Source organism: Gimesia aquarii (assembly GCF_007748175.1).
GTDB classification, from domain to species: Bacteria; Planctomycetota; Planctomycetia; order Planctomycetales; family Planctomycetaceae; genus Gimesia; species Gimesia aquarii_A.
The window spans coordinates 3,800,816-3,823,695 of record NZ_CP037422.1; the positions used below are offsets into that span (position 1 = coordinate 3,800,816).

The following is a 22,880-nucleotide window of genomic DNA, read 5'->3' on the forward strand; positions in this document are numbered from 1 at the left end:
TCCATTTAGTCTGTTTAGGTGTTGTCTTCCAATTCTTCCAGTTCAAAACATCCTTTTGTGACTGACGATTCATCGGAATCTTTCTCAAGTTCCAAAGCAGACTTCATTTTGTACCAATAGACATGACCTGGGTCATCCTTTTGGAAGTCACTAGACGAGAAATCAGTATATTGCCCCAACGTTACACAGCCATTCGTCGATTTCAAGAAAGTCAACACGACAGTCCACTCTATGTTAATCTTTCTACTGTCGGTGTCATCCGTTGTCACTCTTGGGTTCGCCCATGACGCATAGCATGTTCGGTAGCGCTCATCACGGCCATAATCAGAAGTGATCAATTCGGTGATTCCGGTACCATCAGAAAGTGTCAACGAATTCTGCAGGTACTTATTGGGCTGCTTCTGGATCATTTTGTGCAACTCATCCCTGTTCAGGGTATCTTTGACTGTAATAAACTGTCTCACGGTCACTGCAGCAAACGGAATCTTTTCTGTGGAATGTCCAGGACGTATGGCTCGCGAAAACATGATGTCAAGCAGAAGCACTGCCCCAAGTGCACACGAAAGCAAATCGAGAAACGACATGCTGACGATGGTAATCGTTTTGTTTTTTTTTCGTTTCATGGCTTGTCTCCATCTGTGAAGGCAAGCTGATGCACGCTCAAATCATCGTGGGAAACAGCGAAGCTCAGGATCGGAATATCGGACTCACTACTCGAAATTGGAAGTGAGATATCCGGCAGAGATTCCCAGTTCCCCCCCCAGTGCAAATTGAGTGAAGAGACTACCGTCGGCTCTGTAGTGGCATCAACCACTACACGCAAAGCGTCAGCGGCAGCCTGTTTCAAAAGCAAAGATTGCTCATTTTCTAGGAATGTCAGGCTCACACTAGTAGTAGAGGGTTTGAAGAGTAACGAAAGCGTACTGGCAACCTGGACGCGTTCCTTATTATCAAGTCGGTGTCCGTCTTGACCGTCCAAGCTGGCGAGAGTAACCAGGGCGAGTGTTGCCGAACTGATTGAACCAGCCTTTTTCAGGTCCAATACAGCGGAACGGTCTTCTACTAAGTCAACTAGTACGGTCAGATCTTTGTATGGCGTAGCACCAACAACACTGCTTGCGATTTCATTCAAATAAACAGCCATATCCCATTCGTCGTAACCATAATGCTTCAAAACCACTTGGAGTTGACGATCTTTTTCCACATTCTGATTGAGATACTTTTCTACATCGCTCTTAAATGAAGAAAATTGTTGTATGCAGTCTAACAAGAACGAGGTTGATGCAGCTTTGAGTTCAATATTTTTCGCGAGACATGTCCTTAGAAACTGACGCGTTGTGAATGACCGTCGACGAACCTTGTTGATAAATAGAGACAACTGGTACGCAATCGCTGCCTCATGTGTTACTCCAGAATCTGTATGTTCTCCATTTGGCAACTTTTGCTTGAGCAAATCACACTCTCTGCACATGTAGAGATACTCGTCGATGATGGACTTGATCGCTATTGCTACTGAATTTCTAGCAGCTTCGTGTTCTTCACTAAGTTGTGAATGAAGAGCACAAAACACGGCCAGGAGATTCAGTGATCGATTGACGAAGGCAAGCCGGTCGCCATGATCTGGGCGTCCATCTACAGTGACCGTTGAAGTTGAAAAAGCCACTGAGAACAATCCCTTTACCAGCTTTTCAACGTCATCTTCTCTGGTACCGGCAAGGGTTTTCAGAACAGTGTCACACGTCTTGCTGACTTCCGAGTTTTCTTTGACATCCTGCTCAGCACCAAGACTGCTGTTGCAGATGCTGAAGACTCCGCTTTGTAGCAGCCGTAAATCACCAATATCCAATTTGGGACTATTGCGCGATGCCGCGACACTTTTCGATGCCTGGCCTGCAACTTTCGTAGCCTCGTCAAATGGAAGCCAGTTGTTGACGGGGGAATTTCCCTCAGTTGTTGCTTCAAGATATGAAATCAACTTCTTTAGTTCTTCAGATGGGGAGGTTGTAGACTTGTTCTTCCGTTTAGCAACGATCCGCCACTCACCAAAGGCTGGTCTTTCTTTGACCATGAACACTGTACCTTTAGATTCCAATTTGATCCGCTCACCAAAGGGAGATATCGCGACGAATGTAACATCGTGAGATAGGCCAGCGTCCGCATATACCACCAGTGTCTTGCGATGAGAGTATTTGCCATACATGACAGCTGTGAATATCAGCATTAGCAGTATCACGCCCCCCAAAGCACAGGAAAGCAAATCGAGGAACGATAGACTTACGGTTTCAACATCTCGACGCGCCACTATTCATCACCTCCATTCTCGAAGTTCACAGCAGGACCTTCGAACAGTTCAATCAGATTATCGTTTGCGAATCTGCGGAATGTGATAATCAGACTTGATGTCAGGTACGTGGCAATGTGGATCAGAAAAACAAGTCCCATACTCAGGATCAGTGCGACCATTGTCGTATCGAATGCACTACCGAGCGTTTGCGAGACTGCGCTAATTTCAGAGCCCTGACTGGCTTCATCAGCTGTGACCATTTTTTCGCTACCAAGTAGCGCAGAGCCTATCCCATAAATCGTTCCAATGAATCCAAACGAGGGAGCGAGCCATGCCCCATATCTGACAAGTTCCATTCTTAAGTCAGTACGCTCGTCAAGTTCATTGCAACCTTGCTCAAGCACATCATACATCGCCTCACGGGTGCCCATAATGCATGCGCCGTTCAAGACTCTTGTAACTAATGAGCACGCATGCAACTCCTCTGTGTCCTGGGAGTCTGAATATTTGCTCAGCGCCACGTAAACGTCTTGAAGATTTTTGTAAAGCTGCTGATCATAAACGACTGCTTCAGACAACACTTTCATCCTGAAGCTAGCGATGACTGAGCCACTTTCCGTGTCATCCGATTCTAAGATATCAAACCTGAGCACATTATTTTTATTGTCGCCCTTTTTGTCATGTTCACCTCCTTCTTGTTCTTCTTGTTCTTCTTGCTCTTCTTGCTCTTCTTGTTCTTCTTGTTTCCCCTTCTCTTCTTTCTCTTTTTTCTCTTCTTTCTCGATAACGACTTTGAGATCGACTTTCGAAATACTGTATTCGCTACAAAGGTATTTGATAAAGTCAGCTTTCCCTTCAATGACTGATAAATCGTCGAAACGCACCTCTTCTTTTGCAGAACGAGGGGCTGTAATCCCGCAAACAGTTAATACATGTTCGCCAGTCTCTGGGTGAGAAAACTTAATAGAAGGCCGCTCTGAATTTGGAACATTCTGTTCAACAACTGCTTTGAGACCAAAGGGCGCGGAGTCAGACTGTTTGAGAGATCCGTAGAAATTTGCGAATGTTTTTGCGGCACTTGAGTGATCTTCAAGAGTTACGAGTAACTTAGCGATGCCACTTTCTGATGTGCTTTTGATGCGTAGCAATGCTACTGGCAAATCTACTTCGTCTGAGAAATCCTTGGTTCTCGGAAGCATCAGGCGAACGTCGGCTAAACAATTCTCCGAATTCCGGTCAGTAGTGATCTCAAGATGGTCTGGAAGCATGAGGATTTCGTCAAGTTTCAGGCATCTAATACAGATCGTCTTGAGGTCGTCATTGTCAATGCTGGCTCTGGACAAGTCAATTCTTGGAACTAACTTTAAGTCAAGAGTGATGTTGGAGATTTTCAGCACCTCTGTGCCATTCGGGAAATCCCACTGCAGGGATAAGCTATTTTCCGCCACACCTGCATCTGTTGTTGCCAGTGTAGCTCTACCATTGATTTCTTTTCCCGCCTGGCTGAATGTGCATTTGGTTATTGCGAGAGCCTTTACTCGTAGCTGCTCAACGAGACTTTCTCGCTCCTGCTCGTGCCACTTAATTGATCCATGTACCGAATGCTTCTTAGTGGAGGGATCTTGAAGGACTTCTACCAACAGGCTGAAAATCGTCAGCTCGGGTTCCTGCCTAACGACAAAAGTAAATTCCCCCTTGGCATCCTTTGCTGCAGAGTTTAGCTGATATTCAAGCCAGTCTGAAGCCCAATCAAGTCCACTTGCATTCAGCGCTTCCAGGTTGGAGTCTTCGTGTTTCTTTGCTCCTGTTATCTCAGCCTGATCTACGGTTACCTCCCCGAGGTCAAAACTTTTACCGTCCAAGGCCAGTTGTATGTTGTATTTGCCATCGCCTGTGTGAATACACTGCACGTCGCTGGGAAGTTTGTCAGTGGCGATTTCTTGGGATGGTAACTCAAGTGATGGTGAGGAATCATCTTTGAGGCAGCGTACGAAATTAGGCGTCCAAATCTTTGGGTCTTCAATGCGAAGTCCAAATGTAGGGAAGTCAAGACTAGTAGAAGCCTCTTGGGAATTATTAGAGTAAACGGCGTGTTTGATTCGCTTAACGCGATGAAAAATCACCAATTCCTGCTTGAGCCATGTGATGTTGCGAGAATCGCGGATAAGTAAGAGGATGAAGGAGACAGCAGGCAGAAATGAGGCCCAAAAGACAATAATCGTTACGTACTGGATTGGCCCGCGCACAGTTGTATGCAAATACCGAGTCCAATATCCATTTGGAGCACTCTCCATCGTCAAGAAAGCACCAATCTCAGCTAGTGCACTTTGGCCATACTTCGGGCTAGTAAGGAATTTCTGAATCTTCAGATCTGGTGTCGCTGAGTCTGCGTCAGATGCCTTTGTGTCGGATGCTTCTGGGGTAGTCGTCTCCGAATCCTCTTCTATCCTAAGCCCTGGTTTGCCTGAAAGCACGAACTTGCAGGATTCTTCCAGGATCTCTGTAGCGTTTTTCTGAACTGAGTCTCCAGGTAACGCCAGACTTGGAAGGTTGTCAAAAATATCCCAGATCGCTTTTCCGTGTGAATTCATCAGCCAAAGATTGGCGAGTGTTAGCTGAATCCTGGCACCATCATCTTTCTTTGCAACATCTTCTTCAGGACTAGGAAAAGATAATGACGCTACCGGTAAAAGCGCCCCCGCGATTTTCCCTCTTAACGTCTCTTCTAAATTCTCATCAACAATGAAATCTGGACTTTGATCTAGCGCGCGAACTACACTTTGCAGAAGTCGCGAATATTCTAATTGCTTTTGGAGTTCATCGACTTCCTTGCCGCTGATTCCTTTGTGCTTCTTTTCGCGAATTGCAGTTTCTAGTTTTTCAATATCACCATGACTCTTCATGAGTTCTATTTTGCAAGCCGCCAAATCTGCATTAACGAACGAGAAGAATGCTGAAAGGGAGAAGAAAGTTGAGACGGTCGCAAATACACCCACAGAAAGGACGCTCAGAAGTGTATCAGAACTCGAGACATTATGGACATATGGCCATCGAATAGAATAAGCGGCAATTGCAGCCATGACTGCTAAAGAGATGAAAAGCTCCCAGATCCTCAACACGCTTGTCGTGATCTCGTCGAAAGTGACTTCAATATTTGAAAGTGTCAAAAGGCACAACACAAAAGCGGAGAAAACAATCGCCCAAGTAGTAATCTCTGACCTTGTACAGCCTTTTTCTCTCTTTGTTCTCGGCAGCATCCAAACAACTGTGAGCGCACCGACAATGGCAAAGAAGGCAGTGATACTGGGAAAAATGGTGGTTGTTCCGACTCGTGATACACAGATGATGCTGGCGAGCCAGGTAAATCCGAGGATCAAAACAGACACGATCAGGCTCTTTTGAAGTCTCAGGTTCTGAGAATGGACAAAAATGACGCCTATTACAATCGGAGACACACACACAATCAGCGCTAGCCAAAAGGGAATCATCACAAGAACGGTCGTTGCTACCGAGGAAAAAAAAATGAGGGGTATGGGTAGGAGTAGTGCTTTAAATAACACGCGGGCAGCAGAGGATGCTTCTGTACTATCATGATTGGTCATTTGTGCTTAATCCGGCGTTGAGTAGTCAAAAGTGTTTTGAGATCATCCCTAAGTGTACATGCAACAATCCGTGACATCGTCTTCATCGACTGATGGTCTTTGTCGATCCAACTGTGGAACTGTTTGTTTCCAGGTCGCTTTGGAGCAAAAGGATGGTCACTATCGGCTGCCAAAATAAGATATTTAGACAGTAATTCGTCAGTCCATTTTTCGACTTTTTGGCGATCTTCCGATGGAATTCTATCTTGCATCACCTGCAGATACATTATGAGCGATCGGGCTGTGTATAGGGTCTGATAATGAAACGGGAAATCGACGTCAGTCTGTCCTTTAAACTTCCATCCTTCTATACCAATCATTCGTTGGTGGTCAGACAACGTTCTTCGAGCGGCATGGCGTACTTTTTCTCGATTCTCCTCTTCATTGCCATCCTTGTTAGGAAAAAGTAGCGTCCCATTAATACTCTTGAACGGTAAGCAAGACAGGAGGTGTCCTGCCGAAAAATGGACATTCCCTATACCATTAGGCGTGTAGTTGCTATTGGAAGCGTATAAGAAGTACTCTCCTTTTTCACATTCTAGAGTGAAACTGTATGCTTTAGATAAAATGTCAAGATACTTTTTTTCAGCTGCACCGTCATCACTCAATCCAAAAATAATATTCAAACGTCGATAATCAAGAGCGCCTTCTTGCTCAAGAGATGTGCGAATTCCATATAGTGCGGATTGAGTCAAACTCATATCTCGATTGCCGGAGAAAGGTGGGCTCAACTCATATGTCCACCCACCCTTATCGTGTTGGACAGCAATCAATGTCCTGATCATCGCGAGTTCCACCATTTCAAGCGTAATAACTTCATCCAGGTCACTAGAATCATTTCTAAATCGCTTTTGGATGTCCTCAGTCGGTATATATTCCTTTTCAGAACCAGTGGCAGCCAATCGTTTACGAATGCGTGACAACGTTTTCAGGAAAAACACGTGGTCGTATACCCGCGTACCTTTAATATAAGCAGTATGCAGTTTCTTCCCCGCAACATTACGTTGTAGCACGATGAGTTTCTCCTGCAGTAGTTTTTTAAGAAGTGAGCCCAATTGCTTGTAATCGCTTGCTTCAGCGGGTATTTCATTCTCTGACGCGAACCCTTTAAGTACCTTTGTCAGTTCAATGTCAGACGCTGAAAGAACTTGTGCAGCGACTGTCAAGGAGTTCTTTCCAACCTCGCCTTCTTTGGCAGAGTCTAAGCCTACGCGTCCCTTTCGTTCACGAAGCGCGGCATCCAGGGCGTCAATTTTTTCTGCGCTGACTACCGGTGGTGTTTCCTTACGTTTGATATTTGGTTTCTGAGAATCTCTTGGTTCGTCAGTTGGTTCTTTAAGCTTAGTCTCTTCCCAATCTTTTTGTTGCCCTTCTGCAGCGGCTTCGAGTTGTTTTGCTACCTTCTCGACAGCCTCAGAGATAGAATCTTTAAGTTCGTCTGCGATCCTCTTCGTCTCTTCATTCAACTGGGACAGCTCTGGCGACGGTTTCTGTTGTTGAGCAACCTTCGTTGCGGCTAACAATCGCTTGACTTTTTCGGCGGTTAATTGGGCCCGCTCAATTTTCTCAGCATTCTTCAACGCTTCATTGACACGTTTTTGTCTGTCTTCTGGTCGGTCATCTTCAGGGTCAGGTGAAGCATCATCGTCTCCCATTTGTTCGAGGTTTTTCTGAGCGGCTGAAGACTCTTTTGCAAGTCTCTCCAATTCCATCTGAAGCATTGTGGGGTTAATACTAACCCTTGAAAGGAAATCCGTGTAGGTATCAATTTTTGCCGAACTGTCTGGTAACTCTCTTTGATTCTCGACTGTCTGCTGGTATTTCTTTTGCTCAACCACAGCCTTCTCCGACGCGTCTTTGGCGGCCAGCGTCGCATCAGCTGCATCAGTTTCAGCTTGTGCATCAGTTGGTTGCTCTGCTGATTTCTGTGCGGCTTCAGCTGCCTCTTTCACCGATCCTGCTGCTTGTGCCTGTGTGTTGGCCGCTTCCTTAGCAGCCTGTGCTAATTCTTGCGCTTGCGCTGCCCGGACTGCTGCTTCTACTGATGAAGGGTTCTCGGCGGCGTTATCAGCTGCTTTCTTAGCCGCTCGTGTGGCTTCTTCCGCTGATGCTTTCGCGGTTACTGCAGCCTGAGCCTGTGTTTCTGCAGCTTTGGCCATGGCTGTTGCAACTTCACCGGCTTTGCTCGGGTCAGTTTGAGCTTGTGCTTGTGCCGACTGGGCTTGGGCCATGGCTTGGGCTGCAGCTTGTGATTGAGTCGTCGCCGACGCAGCCGCCTGCTGCTGATTTGCCGGGCCGCTTTTTTCTTTTTCTTCATTGCCTCTGGAGCTGTTCCTTGATTTGCGTTTCTTTTTCCCTCTCTTTCCACCAGCTTTCGGCCGGCTTTTCAGATTGCTTGGATCAGGCACGCCCCAGCTGGGCTTTTGAGTTAGTGCGTTAAAGAGCTCCTTCGGATCGAGGTCAAACTTTAGCTTCAAGCTATTCAATGCCACCTTCAGAATTGCTGCGTATGGCGCGGCCAGAAACACAGGTGCAGGGACTGTGTCATCGAAAGATGCCGTGCCCATGAAACACTCAGCTTCTCCATAGATTCGGGCGGTCTTCGCATTGCACTCCACATTAGCATCGATTCCAACTGCCATTGCATCGAGGTATGCACCGATTGAAAAGCTCGTTCGGTCCAACTCAAATCCTGGTGGCATCGTTCGCAATTTAGTCATAAATGATGTGTCTACCTCGCTCCCCAACCCAAATAACTCGACTCTTGCAGCCCCTTTTACAGCGTCTTTGTCTGCCCTCACTTCGAGTTTTGACAGATCCTGCCCGAAAACAATGACCTGTTGTTTACCGTAAGCATGCCAATGCGGCTTGCCAGGCAATGGCAATTCTAATCCTGCCTCACCCTTGATGAGAACAATGGATTGTTCACCGATACGCATCCATGCATCGATCTTCGCCCTCGTGAGATCCACTGTGGCTTCAGACTCACCGACTGGCAGAAATAAAATTGTCAACTGGCCATTCGCTCGAATGAACGTCAGCCGCTTCAAGTTTGTGTAGACAGTACCGTCCACTTTGAAGAGGCTTTCTGAAAATCCCTCTGCCCCTGCGAATGCGACTGTGGCCCCGAAGCTAACATCGAGTGTCTTGGTATCAAAGCTTCCTCGGGGCTTTTTCAGGACCAGAGGTGTCGAAGGAATCGGCACCTGAATAGGTGCTCCGAAACCGATCAAAGTGCCCATCTTAAGATTGCCCGACTTGAGATCCACCGTAACCTCAACCGGGCCGACGACCATGCCCCACCATTCACCGGTTACGCGGCAACGAACCTTCTGCTCAAATTCACTTCCGCTTACTTCCAGAACCTCTACTTGAGGAGCGGGAGGAGATGGTATGAACTCAAGAAACGCAGTTGCGATTAGCTGCTCTAATGAGCCCAAATCTGGCTCAAGTGTAACCTTGATATAATTATTATTCTTGTATTTGTCAGAGATCCTGATTTCTGCTGCAAGTGGAACGGGAAACCCATCACTGGATATCGGAAACGCTTTTGCGATCAGGACCAGTTCATCACTGACGAAGTCCACTTCACTGATTGCAATGTAATGCGTGCTGTTTATCTCAATTCGTGTGTTCTCTCGCAACTTTGGCTCAAGCACTTTCTTGAGGCGTTGCCTAAAACCACCGTTTGTCTTGAAGCTGAGTTTCCAAGAACTTGTATCCAGGATGGCAGTACCAGCCGACAAGTATTTTGAATCTACATTCGTCCAATCCCCGAGACGGAATTGTGGTTCTGGCGGTTCATCTATCGCCAGTTCAGACAGGTCGTATTGTCCAAAACGATTCTGGAGCGTCTGCTGTGGAACGTGTAATCCAATACCAATGACAACATCGCCCCGGTTGAACTCAAATAGATCCAGTGTCTGCTGTATATCATCTCCAAAAATGGAGAAGAATGCTGGCAGTGCGTCATGATTGCGAGCCAAATGCGCAACCATTTTTCTCTGGTCATCACTTGTCATTGTGGCGGCCCGCAAGTCTCTTTCGCTTCCATTAAACGCGATGTTTTGGATTGCAACAGTTCCACTGCTGACACCATTCTTCTCTATAAGGTCACCGCGAGCTACGAGGTGCCCCATCTCATGTTCTACTTTCCATTCAATGCCGAGAAGTGTGAATTTCAGGTCGGTATCATTGAGAGCGTTTCCAAATGCAAATCTGGCAAACTCCTCCGCGTCAGCTACTTTAACGTCAGCAGACACTCTCGAATGCTTTATTTGAAGCGGAACCTTGATGGTCAATGCCAGGAGCTCAAAATTCTCTGACGGATTAGAATCCGGAACAATTTCCATAATCCCTTCTCGCATCACTGACAGTGACGCCGAGATCATGATCTCATCTTGATCAACATCAACTTTGGGCTCCGACAGTTTGAGATACCGCGAGAGTTGGTTCTTTTTCGGCAAATCGAAATCAGAGAATTTCGATCTCAGAAAGGCTTTGATTGCCTTTCTATTTTGCCACTCTTTTCCGTTAGTCTGCAGCTTGCCGTTAGAGACTGTGATGCCGGCCAGCGAGGTGGTGCGGTTCGCAACTGAAACCGACTGGCCATGCTTCTGTTGAGGTTCCGGAAAGATGACATTCACACGCCAGTCATCAGTGACATCTGCAGAAACGGTGTCTGGGACGACCTCCGCTTTAATGCCCAGAGGTAAGTCGAACTTACGCGAAACAAGCGTCTCGACTGCTTTTTTATAGAGATTATTGAGTCCTGCTCCTCGGCGAAGATTACCACTAATACGTGGCTGCTTCTGCTCAGCATCAAAGTCTAATTTCAAGTCAAGCAGAGCAACTTCCAGATCACCTTGAATCTGGTCTTCCAGATTCAGTGCTTGCCAGGCGCCATCCAACACCTGAAGTTTGAAGGTATTGTCTTTTCCGACTCCAGCGAAAGTGGACGGCGGATCAATTGCGAAATACTTACTGTTAATTCCATCCCAACCCGGAACCTTGTATTTGTGCTGTACCAGCCATTGTAGAAACGCACTGGCCGCCTCGGCTTTCTGCCACTGTTTCCCCTTAGCCTGTAGCTTGCCGTTAGAGATTGTGATGCCGGTCAGCGAAGTGGTTCGGTTCGCAACTGAAACCGACTGGCCATCCTTCTCTTGAGGTTCCGGAAAGATGACATTCACACGCCAGTCGTCAGTTACATCTGGAGTTGTCGTATCTGGAACGACTTCCGCTCGAATGCCCAGAGGCAAGTCAAATTCACGGGAAACAAGCGCCTCTACCGCTTTCTGGAAGAGATCGCTGAGTCCCTCTCCTCGGCGAAGATTACCACTAATACGTGGCTGCTTCTGCTCAGCATCAAAGTCTAATTTCAAGTCAAGCAGAGCAACTTCCAGATCACCTTGAATCTGGTCTTCCAGATTCAGTGCTTGCCAGGCGCCATCCAACACCTGAAGTTTGAAGGTATTGTCTTTTCCGACTCCAGCGAAAGTGGACGGCGGATCAATTGCGAAATACTTACTGTTAATTCCATCCCAACCCGGAACCTTGTATTTGTGCTGTACCAGCCATTGTAGAAACGCACTGGCCGCCTCGGCTTTCTGCCACTGTTTCCCCTTAGCCTGTAGCTTGCCGTTAGAGATTGTGATGCCGGTCAGCGAAGTGGTTCGGTTCGCAACTGAAACCGACTGGCCATCCTTCTCTTGAGGTTCCGGAAAGATGACATTCACACGCCAGTCGTCAGTTACATCTGGAGTTGTCGTATCTGGAACGACTTCCGCTCGAATGCCCAGAGGCAAGTCAAATTCACGGGAAACAAGGGTCTCTATCCCTTTCTGGAAGAGATCTTGCAGATCACTTCCCGGCTCTACTTCGACGCCCAGCTTGATGTCGTCAGCTTCGAGCGATAGATCAATAACAATTTTTGCGACTTCGCATTCACCAGTGTTGGGGATACTCAGCCCATCCCATGCTTTTTTGTGAATCAAGAGACGAAATTCATATTTCCCAACCCCAGTAAACTTATCTGGTGAGACGAGTTGAACGTAGTCGCTACTGATCCCGTTCCAACCAGGTACCCCATACTCGTGCTGTACCACCCATTGTAGAAATGCACTGGCTGCCTCGGCGTTCTGCCACTGTTTCCCCTCAGCCTGTAGCTTGCCGTTAGAGATTGTGATGCCGGTCAGCGAAGTGGTACGGTCGGCAACTGAAACTGACTGGCCATCCCTCTCTTGAGGTTCCGGAAAGATGACGTTCACACGCCAGTCGTCAGTTTTCATTTCAGGAACGACTTCCGCTCGCATGCCCAGAGGCAAGTCAAACTCACGGGAAACAAGCGCCTCTACCGCTTTCTTATAGAGATTATTAAGACCTGCTCCTCGGCGAAGATTGCCGCTGATACGCGGCTGTTTCTGCTCGGCGTCAAAGTCTATTTTCAGTTCAAGTAGAGCGACTTCTTGCTCACCTTGAATCTGGTCTTCCAGATTCAGTGCTTTCCAGGCGCCATCCAACACCTGAAGCTTGAAGGTGTTGTCCTTCCCCAATCCAGCAAACCTGGGGGGAGATTTAATGGCGAGATAGCCATTGGAAATTCTATCCCACCCCGGAACCTTGTATTTGTGCTGTACCACCCATTGTAGAAATGCACTGGCTGCCTCGGCGTTCTGCCACTGTTTCCCCTCAGCCTGTAGCTTGCCGTTAGAGATTGTGATGCCGGTCAGCGAAGTGGTACGGTCGGCAACTGAAACTGACTGGCCATCCCTCTCTTGAGGTTCCGGAAAGATGACGTTCACACACCAGTCGTCAGTTTTCATTTCAGGAACGACTTCCGCTCGCATGCCCAGAGGCAAGTCAAACTCACGGGAAACAAGCGCCTCTACCGCTTTCTTATAGAGATTATTAAGACCTGCTCCTCGGCGAAGATTGCCACTGATACGCGGCTGCTTCTTTTCGACGTCGAAGTCAATTTTCAAGTCAAGTAGAGCGACTTCTTGCTTACCTTGAATCTGGTCTTCCAGATTCAGTGCTTTCCAGGCGCCATCCAACACCTGAAGTTTGAAGGTATTGTCTTTCCCGCCCCCAGCGAATTGCTCGGGGGGAACCAGTTGAATGTAGTCACTGTCGACTCCGTCCAAGCCAGGTACTTTGTACTCATGCTCTAGCAACCATTGTAGAAACGTACTGGACGCCCTGGGGTTTTGCCATGTTTTACCAGTGGCAATCAGCTTGCCGTTGGAGATCCTGATGTCGGTGAGAGACATCATTCTGTCAGCAACCGGAACGGGCTGGCCATTTATTTGCTGTGGTTCGGGAAAGATGACATTCAGGCTCCAACTGTTGGAAAGATTGGGAATCACTTCAGCTCGAATACCAAGTGGCAGATCGTACTCTCGGGAAACCAGTGTCGCTACCGCATTTTCAAAGAAATCGCTGAGACCTTCTCCTCGGCGAAGATTGCCGCTGATGCGCGGCTGCTTCTTTTCGGCATCAAAGTCTATTTTCAGATCGAGTAGAGCAACTTCCAGATCACCTTGAATCTGGTCATCCAGATTGAGAGCTTTCCAGGCGCCATCCAACACCTGAAGTTTGAAGGTGTTATCCTTCCCCAATCCAGCAAACCCGGGGGGCGATTTAATGGCGAGACAGCCATTGGAAATTCTATCCCACCCCGGAACCTTGTATTTGTGCTGTACCACCCATTGTAGAAACGCACTGGCCGCCTCGGAGTTCTGCCACTGTTTCCCCTCAGCCTGCAGCTTGTCGTCAGAGATCGTGATACGCCCAAGAGAAATCGTGCGCTCAGCAGCTGGGACCGTTTGGCCATCCTTCTGCTGAGGTTCTGGGAAGATGACGTCCACACGCCAGTCATCCCTTTCCTCAGTACTCGTATCTGGCACCGCTTTTGCTCGAATACCAAAGGGAAGATTTGCGGGCGAAGAGTCCATGATAGCGAATCGTTCCACAACCTCTTCGAAGTACTGTTCCACATCCTCCGCAATGGTTTCAGGATTTGAATGAAGCAAGCTTACGTCGAACTGCTTTTTTGACACTGAGACCCCATTGACAAAAACAGTACAAAAAATTGGTGCGGAGCGCGATGTTACTTTCCCATCTTCATATTTAACCTTGATCCGACCAGACGAATTGTCTCTTAAAGCGGTACGGCACTTGTCACGGAGCCTCGTGAGCACCTTGATTGCTATTTCTTTATTCCTCGGAACTACGTGAAACTGTGCAAAATCATCTACCACTACGTCAAAAGTTTCCTGCCCGATTTTTATCGAGGTTGCGAACTCACCTGATGACTCCCATTCAAACGTAGTTTCAGAGGCGGCATATTTCAAATCGCCAAGAGTCTTAAACTGAGGATTCACGGCTTCAGCGAAAAGATCCGGATTCTGTACTTCCCACTTACTTTTTGAGAATGAGACAAGGCCCGGATGGCTTGTGAGAATGAGAGATTCGGCTGAATTTTTGGGGTTTGGGGGTAGTGGGAAAGAAAGCTCCCAAACTGGAAGGTCCTTAAAGTCACTGAAAGTCTTTAGCCGTAAACTTGGCACAACACCCCATTTCGCCTTAACTGCCTTGGCGAGCGCGTTTCCGATACTTGCCCGCTGAGATGACAGAAAATCTTGCCGAAGTCGTTGCTCTGCTTTCTCAAGTCCTTCAAACGGCATCAACTGCATGGAAAGTGGCTTCTCTAATCCTAGAGACGAGGTGTCCGACAGTTCGAGTATCACGCGGTTAAAACGCCAAAAGTCAAGCTCATGCTGACTGAGCCCCGTACTCTCAGCGAGCAATTTATTCGCACTAGCACTACTCACTACGGATGTCTTAGCTGCCGGAATGCCGTTTTCACTTCGAATTGTGAAATTCAGCGTGGCGAGAGAAGTGTCATTTGTGCCATCAATTCCAAGTGTTGATAAGACCTGCGGATTTGCCGTTAGCACATACTGCAGTGAGACTTGCCCCTTCTCCACCTGATGGCTCTCTTTGATCGAAAGACCACCAGATATGTCCTTGACATTGACACCAGGAAACGCCAGCCATCCAGTAAGGTAATCCTGAAGTGCCTGTCGAAGATCAGAGTTTTGGGCTGATGTCGGAATCTCTGCAGACAGTGTCCCATCAACTTTTACTGCAAAGTTTGAAAGCACAGAGTGCCTCTTTACCGCCCCATCACGATTCGCGACAAGTAGACTTAATCCCCATTGGCCATCTACAGAAGGCTCTAAAACGGATGCAGGTCCTTGAGTCACAACAGTTTTAACGTTTAGCTCAGCGTCCGATTCTTGCAGCGGGAGTCCCAAAACTCGGCTCATCCAATTAGCCGAGACTGGCAACGCACCAGAGGGACGCACATTCATACGTGAATTCTGAGAAAACTCTTCTGCCTCCCCAATTTCCGTCAGTACGTCGCGAAATCGACTCATGTCCTGATTTGCAAAGGATTCTTCCAGTTTTTGAATCTTTGTTCGATCATGTTTGCCTCCCATTTGTAACCGCGACAGCAAACTTTCAGCATGAGATAAGACATCCAGATAATAGAGATCGATTGGTAAAGGGGACAAATCCGAAATTAGAGAGCCGTCACTGGGTTTTAATAAGGGGAAAACGTTCCTCAGTTTGCGCACTTGGTCATCTACCGATCGTACTAATGAGTCGAATTCGTCCTTTACACCTTTGTCATCATCAAATGTTACGCCGTTACCAAATGGGAAGTACCTTCCTTCTGCTCTGGTAGTTTTTATGTGGAATACAGGCAACGTAGACGTCATTAGCCGATCATGATTTCCTGGCTGGAGCTTGAGCGATAGCATCATTTGATCTCTAATCAGCTTGCCATAAACGGGAGTCTCTCCAGGATACCACTCACGTTGACTCAACCACTGCGCAAACGCTGAACTGGCTCCATGGTTTAGTGGCTTTCCGACTTCGTTCACGAGAGCCGTGCCGTCCTGTGAAACAGTCATGGACACGCCGCGTCCTTTGTGTGTCCATGTTGCCTTATATGAGCGAGAGACCATGAGTGCCGAATTGAGCAACCAGAGACTTGAGATAGCACGATCTGCGCCAGAGGCACCGGTAACAGTATGTTTTGTGATAAGGTTAACCGCTCTACTGAAATTGTTTGCTGTCTTAAAAAGTAAATTAATTTCTTCTAAGATTTTCGAACTTTTTGCCAAATGATCCACCAAGTCTTGAGCACTTGCTGATTTGTTCGAGTCTAAAAAACTGAGAATCTCCGGCAAATGGGATTTAAGAAGTTCTGCTCGCTTTACATCGACAGAATTCGGTTGCACAACAGCATATCGCAATGAACCGGGTGTTGGTGAAAGCTCTGCCACCTTTAGTGTAAGGACACCACCTTCAGCATCTCTTAGAGAAAACACTTTCCCGGGAAACACAAATGCAAAAGGTTCATTTACTGGTCCCCAAACACATTCTGCAAAGCGCACCTCAGATTCATTTGGGTGCATACGCCAAACGATAATGAATGCTCGGGGGACTCCCAGGAGGGTGTTGGCTCTGGCGCGATCAAATTCCAGGTAGAACAACTCATTTGAGACTACGACATTGTCACGAATTAACTCTAAGGATTCATCTGACGACTGACGAAACAGGTCACACAGTTTTTGTGTCAATTCTCTTGTCGCTTCATCCATCTCGTCATTCAATGACACCAACATAGATTTTGCGAGTTCATCAGGCAGTGATTTGTCCGAAAGAGTCTCGGCGACCAACGCATCTTTAATCAGCCGTTCATTTCGAGTACCTTGCGCCTGCAGTGATTCAGTCAAATACCGATTGATGTCTTTCCAATGAGTGGTCTCTGGAAAATTGATCTGACCTCCTGTGTCAAGCACCAATCCAACCGAACTGCCGCGACGCAAATCATCGATGATAGAGCAGATCGCTAACGCCTCGGCAATGCTTTGAAAGTTCGAAGTTGAGACACCATAATCACCAGACGGATAAACATCGCCGGCAGTAAATTCACGACGTAATCTGGCAAATGACGATGGGGTGACTTGCGATGCATTTCTCAGTCGACTCATTTCATCTTCAAGCCATTCCAATGTTTTGGTTGTTCGATTTAGATACCAGTGAATCTGCCCATCGCGAACAATCCCAACAGGCTTATCCGTTAATGAGGCAACAGGAATTAAGATGTGACCAGTGTCATAAACCAATATTGACTGAGAGTTGACTGGATAATCCAAATTTGAATCGAGAATGGCGGTCAAATGCGGACCTGAGGATAAATTGAGCGATGCGGCGATAGCACCTCGCAACTTGTTGACTAAGTCTTCGTAAACTTCTTTGCCATTCTTCGACAAAAGTGAGAATTGCGTTTCTGAGGCAAATTTTTCAATGTCAGCGTTTGTGGCTGCAAGCTTCTCTTGATTTGCTGGTCCCCCTGAATTCGCTGGGCCGAATGATTCATTTTCACTCGGTACGAAATTCTGCTTGACATCGAGTACGTATTGCTCTTTCCCATTTGTGAGTGTCAATCTCTTGCCGCTGAACTTGACCAGCATCATTAAGTTAGAATTCGTATCCCCAGCAACAGGCAGCGTGGCCCCATCATTCTGATACCTGTACGAGAAACAATGCCAAGGTAATGTTCTTTTCCCATCCAGGTCAATGACATTTGATGACAATTCCTGAGGCAATAAAGTTACGTCCACATCGAATGGAATAGAACCACATAACCCACTTAAGCTAATGCTAGAATCGGTCACGGACACTGTAGGCCAGACTTTTGATTGGGTGATTGCTCTTGGAAAGACTCCAGAAAGTGGAATCGCTTCGTGTCTTATCGTGATCCCTGTGCCCAAGATCTCTACTTCAGAAAACCATAGTGTGCCAAGCCCAGCACTTTCCGATGTTAGGGGCGGGCTGGAAAGTATTACTGAGAGTGAGTCTTTGTCGAGCCATGAATCGGCCGCACTAGACCGGATGCTTAATTCCCGTAAAGTGTCATGAGTATCCTGTGATTGCAAAGAGCCCGAAGCTTCTTCGATCTTTATTCGTCCTAACAGCTGTGTACCCCCCCAGTCCACTAAGATGAGTCGATTGTTGAGTTTCCATTCATAAAAATATTCGACCTTTTGACCAATCGATTTTGACTGCCTGATCGCTTCCACTGCCATCTTTGCGACATTACGGCGGGACACATCAATATTGTCAAAAGTGAGAAGAAGGCTCGTGATGATTTCGAAATCAGAGGGAATTTCTAACTCGTCACCTCTACTAGCTCCTTCACCAGGATTTATCCCAGCATCGTTATCAGTCATGAGTTCCCTGGATAACTTCACAAACAAGAGAGCGTCTAGAAAGGAAGCCACATTAGAATCCTTCTCGAGAATTCTCAGGACATCAATTGCTGGAATGATATAATCACGTACATAATCGTCTGAGAACTTGTAACACAAAACAGTTTCGCGAACTCCTGTCGTGCGCATCGATCCGATGATGTCTATGAACTCTTCTTCCCTGAGATACTCGGAATACTCTGGGCGTCCTTTAGCCCAGTCAGCTAATCGATCAATAGGCTCGGACGTAGCCTCCTTTTTTAGTTCATATGTATCAAGAAGTTTGAGGAGCGAGACAGATCGATAGGATGCAGCCGACATCAACCTGCTTCGAAGAATAGCTCGCGCATCGACAGATGATTGAGGTGATGAATATTCTTCGAAATCTTCGAAGGAATTAAGAAAATGGTATGTATCGATGGCAAACGAAAGAAACGCCGGGTCAAACTCCCATGAAGATGCTGTACCAGACGGTACCTGAGGCCCTTTAGTTAGAAGGCGATTACCGGAATTAATGTATTCTGCAAGAGATCGCTCTCCATTTGGTGAGAGGCTCGCCAGCTGAAACCACATGCTCATATTGTTCGTGTTGTTCCTGGTAGCCGGTCTGTCAGGTATTATGACTAGTTGCTGTACTAAAATACAAACAATCACTGACACGACAATAACTAAAACAAACACGGTCAGCTTTGGTAGTCTCTTGATTGCATGATTCATATTTGGGGCCAAGAAAAAGTGACACTACGAACACTAAGAACTTACAGACACTAGATCATAACGACACTCAATATTATTAGCAAATACTTTCCAGAGTTGACCTTGCTACTTAATCGAATTCAGAACCTGATATACTAATTAGGATTCTGATCTCCACCACATTTCTCGATCCAAGCAGGATCTGAGAATTTTTGTTATTGTATATATTTCCTAGGAGGAGCAGACTATGTGAGTCGGCACGATATTCGGAAGAATGGATCACATTTTTTTCAGGCAATTTAAACCTATCACTGCGGTGGCGGAGATCGTCAGCAAGATCAGGATCATCGAACAGAGGAACAGAGCTTTTACCGCTGGATGAAGAAGTATGTCGGCCTGGGCATGGGGAGGCGCGCGTCCTTCTCATTTTCATGGATGACCCAACCCGCTTCGGTAGACTCAATCACCGCGTTGAATGAGTCAATCATGGGAAAGTATCCGATCTGCTTTTTTTCGACATCGACAAAAAAGAAGGGGTACGAAACATATCTCTTACCGTCATACATGTAGCCATTAGTAACAACATACCGGTCGCCGTCCAGCCACTGCAGCGTGTCGAGGTAACCCGAGCACTGCAGCAGATCAGGGCACCAGAGAATTCGAGGCGCATCAGGCGGTCCCTCAAACAGGGCAAAGAACCCACCGTACGATCCCATCCGGTACTCAATGACGGAGTAAACAACAGCCGCCAACTCTTTCGTCACCGCCGGCCGAACGACATCGTGGGAATACAGCAGCTCCGACCGATCAGGACCAGGCAGCGCATCGAAATCAATCTTCCATTCATTTTTGGATTCGTCGTCAGGGTCGGTAGTCACGGTTGTTCTTGTATTCAGGTCAGGTGGAAAAGCGCTGTTTACTATAAATCTCTGTATCTGCGCTTGAATCTACGATTTCGGATGCCCACAATTGAACAAATCATCCCCATACTATACAGCCGAAACCAGAGGTGCACAATGAATCTGAATGCGGACGGGCAACCATTCAATCGATGCTTCAACGCAGCCCGATTGAATGACAGGAAAATAGATGAACTGATCGGCCTGTGTAAAGGTGTACTGGCGGATGGCGAGGTCACTCAGTTTGAAGTCGAATTTCTTCAACAGTGGCTCAGAAATAATCAGGATATCTCAGAGCACTGGCCGGCGAATGTTCTTTACCAAAGAATCGAAGAGATGCTGGCTGACAACGTGCTCGATTTTGAGGAACAGAAAGAGCTTTTGCAGACGCTGATGGATCTCACCGGCGAGCCAACAATTCACAGCAGTGTGAATTCAATGTCAACCTCCCTCCCACTGACCACACCCGATCCTGAAATTGATTTCGAAGGACGCATTTTCTGTCTGACCGGGAAGTTTGTGACAGGAACTCGCAAGCAGTGCGAGTCGCTGGTCCTGGAAAGAAATGGCAGCCTGAAAAAGTCCCCCACCAAAGACACCGATTTCCTGGTCATCGGCGTCATTGGCAGTACCGACTGGATTCATTCCACACATGGAAGAAAAATTGAACGGGCCGTCGAACTTAAAGAAAGCGGCACTGATATTGCCATCGTGTCTGAAGAACGTTGGGTGCGGTTTCTTGCGTGAGATTATTTATGGGATATTGGGACTGAAACCTATTTTTTCTATGAAAGCAGAGCAAATGAATCGGAAAGAAAGAGATGAAGTTATAGCCAAAATTCTGTCTGAAAATAGTCAAATTCAATTTCTCGAAGATGTGATGATTGAATATGAGAAATTAACAGGTGAAGCATTGAGGAGTTTTTGGCCTGTATATTTTGTAGGGAAGCGAATGGGGCAGTCACTAGATAGAAAGCCTCTTGAAGATGTGGATGATCCAGTAAGTTTAAGAGAACTCGTTGTAGGAATGATTATGAATCTCGGAAATCATACTGAGGTGAAGAAAATCGTGGAAAAAGTATCGCAAGAAAATGCTGAAGGTAAGGAGTATCCATTAACTATACCAAGAGGAAAGAGTTTTTCTTCTAAAGATTTGGCTCATATGGACGCTCAAGAACTCTTAAATCGAGTTGGCAGTTTCGAAGATGCAAACCGAATCATCAATCAAGTTGCGAATATGAATTGAAAATAATTAAGTTCTTATTAAAAAATGCCATCCCATTGGAGATTGTGTATGAACGCTAGAGAAAAAGTGGTTAAGGTTCGATGTTCCAAATGTGGTCGTGGTTACAGAAACCATTTAGTACTATTTGAAACGAAGAAAGAGTACGGTGATCCGGATATTGGATGGACCCATGATGAGTTCCATCAATTAATACAATGTAGGGGTTGTGATACTTTTAGATATCGCCGATTTAATATCGAACTAGAGTACAATCCGCCAGAACACCGCAGTGATCCATATGATATACAAATCTACCCAAACGATGAATCTGAGTCTGAATTACGTAAACCCATTCAGTTTAAGAACAATCTTGAAGAAGAAGGAAGTTTAGTTCCAGAAAACGTATGGAAGATGTACAGAGAAACTATTCATTGTTTCAATGCTAACGCAAGGACAATGGCTGGAGGAGGCCTTCGGGCGACTGTAGAGGCAATCTGTCTTAGCCAAAAGATTAACAATGGGAATTTGCAGAAAAAAATCGATGAGTTGGCTAAACGCAATTTACTAACAACTGCACAAGCAGAACTACTTCATGAAGAAAGATATATAGGAAATTCTGCTTTGCATGAGATGACCACTCCTTCGAGTCAGGATATAGAAGATGGTTTAGAAATCGTTGAAGGGCTGATCAATACAATTTATATCTTACCCTCAAAGGCTGAAGCACTCAGAAAACGGAGAACTACAAGGGGAAAATCGAAAATAAATGCAAAGCAGTCATCCTCACAGAAATCAAACAGTCACAAACAATTATAGTAGGGACAAAGGAAAAGAAGATGTCTTAGGGGCAGCGTTATGGGACTAAGATCACAAGAGGCTTTTTTTCAGGTAGTTACCCAAAATGTTTTTGCATAAATGTATTGATACTAGATACCATTTCTTTGACATCATCCTTGTCAAATTCACTCCACTCACCATGAGCAGCTTTATTTCGCAAATCAGCATTAGCAGTGATTCTTTTATGAGTTAACAAGTTGTAAACACTATGTTCTCTCAGTCTATCGTTCATCCAGCTAAGTTTTGGCTTGTCTGGTAACTCAATTTCAGATTGCTGTTCACACAATTTTCTTAAAGCATCTTCTAACACACATCCTGCTACCACTGCTGCTGCTGGGTGATATCCCTTAGTAAATAACTCTTCGGCTTGTTCCATGAAATCACTGAATATCTCTGCTTCCAACAACTCTTTCATGCCTGCCAGATATCCACCTCTCATGTCATCCAGTGCAGCAAAGAGAATGTTATTTCCAATCTCTACGGAAAAGGTGCTATTATCAACTTCTTTTACGAACTCTTTATAATGAATGCTATTCTCTCCAAATCCTCGGAGTAAGATATTAAGGGAACTCATTTTCCATTGAGCCACATTTCCTTCATTTATTGATTCATAATTCCCATGATGATCTGCTCTTCTTTCTTCTGCTGACAGTTCCTCGCCCATGTCAATCATTTCGCCCAGTCGTTTGATGATTCGTTCTTCTGCGTCCATTTGACCGATATCCATTATGTTTGTTTATTCATGAAAACGAGTCCGTGAGGCAAGAATATTTGTAGCAAACTTGATCCCCTGGCACCAGCCCCTTGAGAAGTCATACCAACCATAAAACACTTACTTGAAAATGGAAAATAAGCTGTCAGCAACAAATCCGCTTACCGACAAAAGCTCCCTCCTCCCCACCCTCATTTACACAAACATATGCACCAACTATAATATGTTCGTGTTACAACAGCAGTTTGAGGAGTGTT

9 protein-coding genes are annotated in these 22,880 nt (G+C 46.2%); 3 read left to right on the forward strand and 6 right to left on the reverse strand.

Annotation, left to right across the window (positions count from 1 at the left end; genetic code table 11):
- Positions 1–14: 14 nt before the first annotated feature.
- From V202x_RS14595 to V202x_RS14615, 5 genes are all read right to left on the reverse strand, one after another.
- Complete coding sequence (locus tag V202x_RS14595; RefSeq protein ID WP_145176204.1) at positions 15–623, reverse strand: hypothetical protein; 609 nt, start codon at positions 621–623, stop codon at positions 15–17.
- Positions 620–2,302, reverse strand: coding sequence for a hypothetical protein (locus V202x_RS14600; RefSeq protein ID WP_145176207.1), 1,683 nt, complete (start codon positions 2,300–2,302; stop codon positions 620–622). The genes V202x_RS14595 and V202x_RS14600 overlap by 4 nt, the downstream gene beginning before the upstream one ends.
- Positions 2,302–5,886 (reverse strand): MotA/TolQ/ExbB proton channel family protein, encoded by a 3,585-nt coding sequence (locus V202x_RS14605; RefSeq protein WP_145176210.1) that lies wholly within the window; start codon positions 5,884–5,886, stop codon positions 2,302–2,304. The genes V202x_RS14600 and V202x_RS14605 overlap by 1 nt, the downstream gene beginning before the upstream one ends.
- Complete coding sequence (locus V202x_RS14610; RefSeq protein WP_145176213.1) at positions 5,883–18,833, reverse strand: hypothetical protein; 12,951 nt, start codon at positions 18,831–18,833, stop codon at positions 5,883–5,885. The genes V202x_RS14605 and V202x_RS14610 overlap by 4 nt, the downstream gene beginning before the upstream one ends.
- A gap of 485 nt (positions 18,834–19,318) precedes the next feature.
- Positions 19,319–19,828, reverse strand: a complete 510-nt coding sequence (locus V202x_RS14615; RefSeq protein ID WP_145176216.1) for a hypothetical protein — start codon at positions 19,826–19,828, stop codon at positions 19,319–19,321.
- A 138-nt stretch (positions 19,829–19,966) separates the two neighbouring features.
- On the opposite strand from V202x_RS14615, the gene V202x_RS14620 reads away from it, so the two are divergent.
- From V202x_RS14620 to V202x_RS14630, 3 genes are read left to right on the forward strand one after another with little or no spacing between them, the layout of a single operon-like run.
- Complete coding sequence (locus V202x_RS14620; RefSeq protein ID WP_145176219.1) at positions 19,967–20,596, forward strand: BRCT domain-containing protein; 630 nt, start codon at positions 19,967–19,969, stop codon at positions 20,594–20,596.
- The gene (locus V202x_RS14625; RefSeq protein WP_145176222.1) at positions 20,589–21,095 is read left to right on the forward strand and encodes a hypothetical protein; all 507 of its coding nucleotides are present in this window, start codon (positions 20,589–20,591) and stop codon (positions 21,093–21,095) included. The genes V202x_RS14620 and V202x_RS14625 overlap by 8 nt, the downstream gene beginning before the upstream one ends.
- Before the next feature lie 48 nt (positions 21,096–21,143).
- On the forward strand, positions 21,144–21,890 hold the full coding sequence (locus V202x_RS14630) for a DUF4145 domain-containing protein (protein ID WP_197992877.1): 747 nt from the start codon (positions 21,144–21,146) through the stop codon (positions 21,888–21,890).
- 76 nt (positions 21,891–21,966) lie between these two features.
- On the opposite strand, the gene V202x_RS14635 is transcribed toward V202x_RS14630, so the two are convergent.
- On the reverse strand, positions 21,967–22,623 hold the full coding sequence (locus V202x_RS14635; RefSeq protein WP_145176228.1) for a DUF4145 domain-containing protein: 657 nt from the start codon (positions 22,621–22,623) through the stop codon (positions 21,967–21,969).
- Positions 22,624–22,880: the final 257 nt, after the last annotated feature.

Coding starts and splice junctions, on each gene's coding strand:
- V202x_RS14595 (WP_145176204.1), bottom strand. CDS start 623: ATGAAACGAAAAAAAAACAAAACGATTACCATCGTCAGCATGTCGTTT.
- V202x_RS14605 (WP_145176210.1), bottom strand. CDS start 5,886: ATGACCAATCATGATAGTACAGAAGCATCCTCTGCTGCCCGCGTGTTA.
- V202x_RS14610 (WP_145176213.1), bottom strand. CDS start 18,833: ATGAGCATGTGGTTTCAGCTGGCGAGCCTCTCACCAAATGGAGAGCGA.
- V202x_RS14620 (WP_145176219.1), top strand. CDS start 19,967: ATGAATCTGAATGCGGACGGGCAACCATTCAATCGATGCTTCAACGCA.
- V202x_RS14630 (WP_197992877.1), top strand. CDS start 21,144: ATGAACGCTAGAGAAAAAGTGGTTAAGGTTCGATGTTCCAAATGTGGT.
- V202x_RS14635 (WP_145176228.1), bottom strand. CDS start 22,623: ATGGACGCAGAAGAACGAATCATCAAACGACTGGGCGAAATGATTGAC.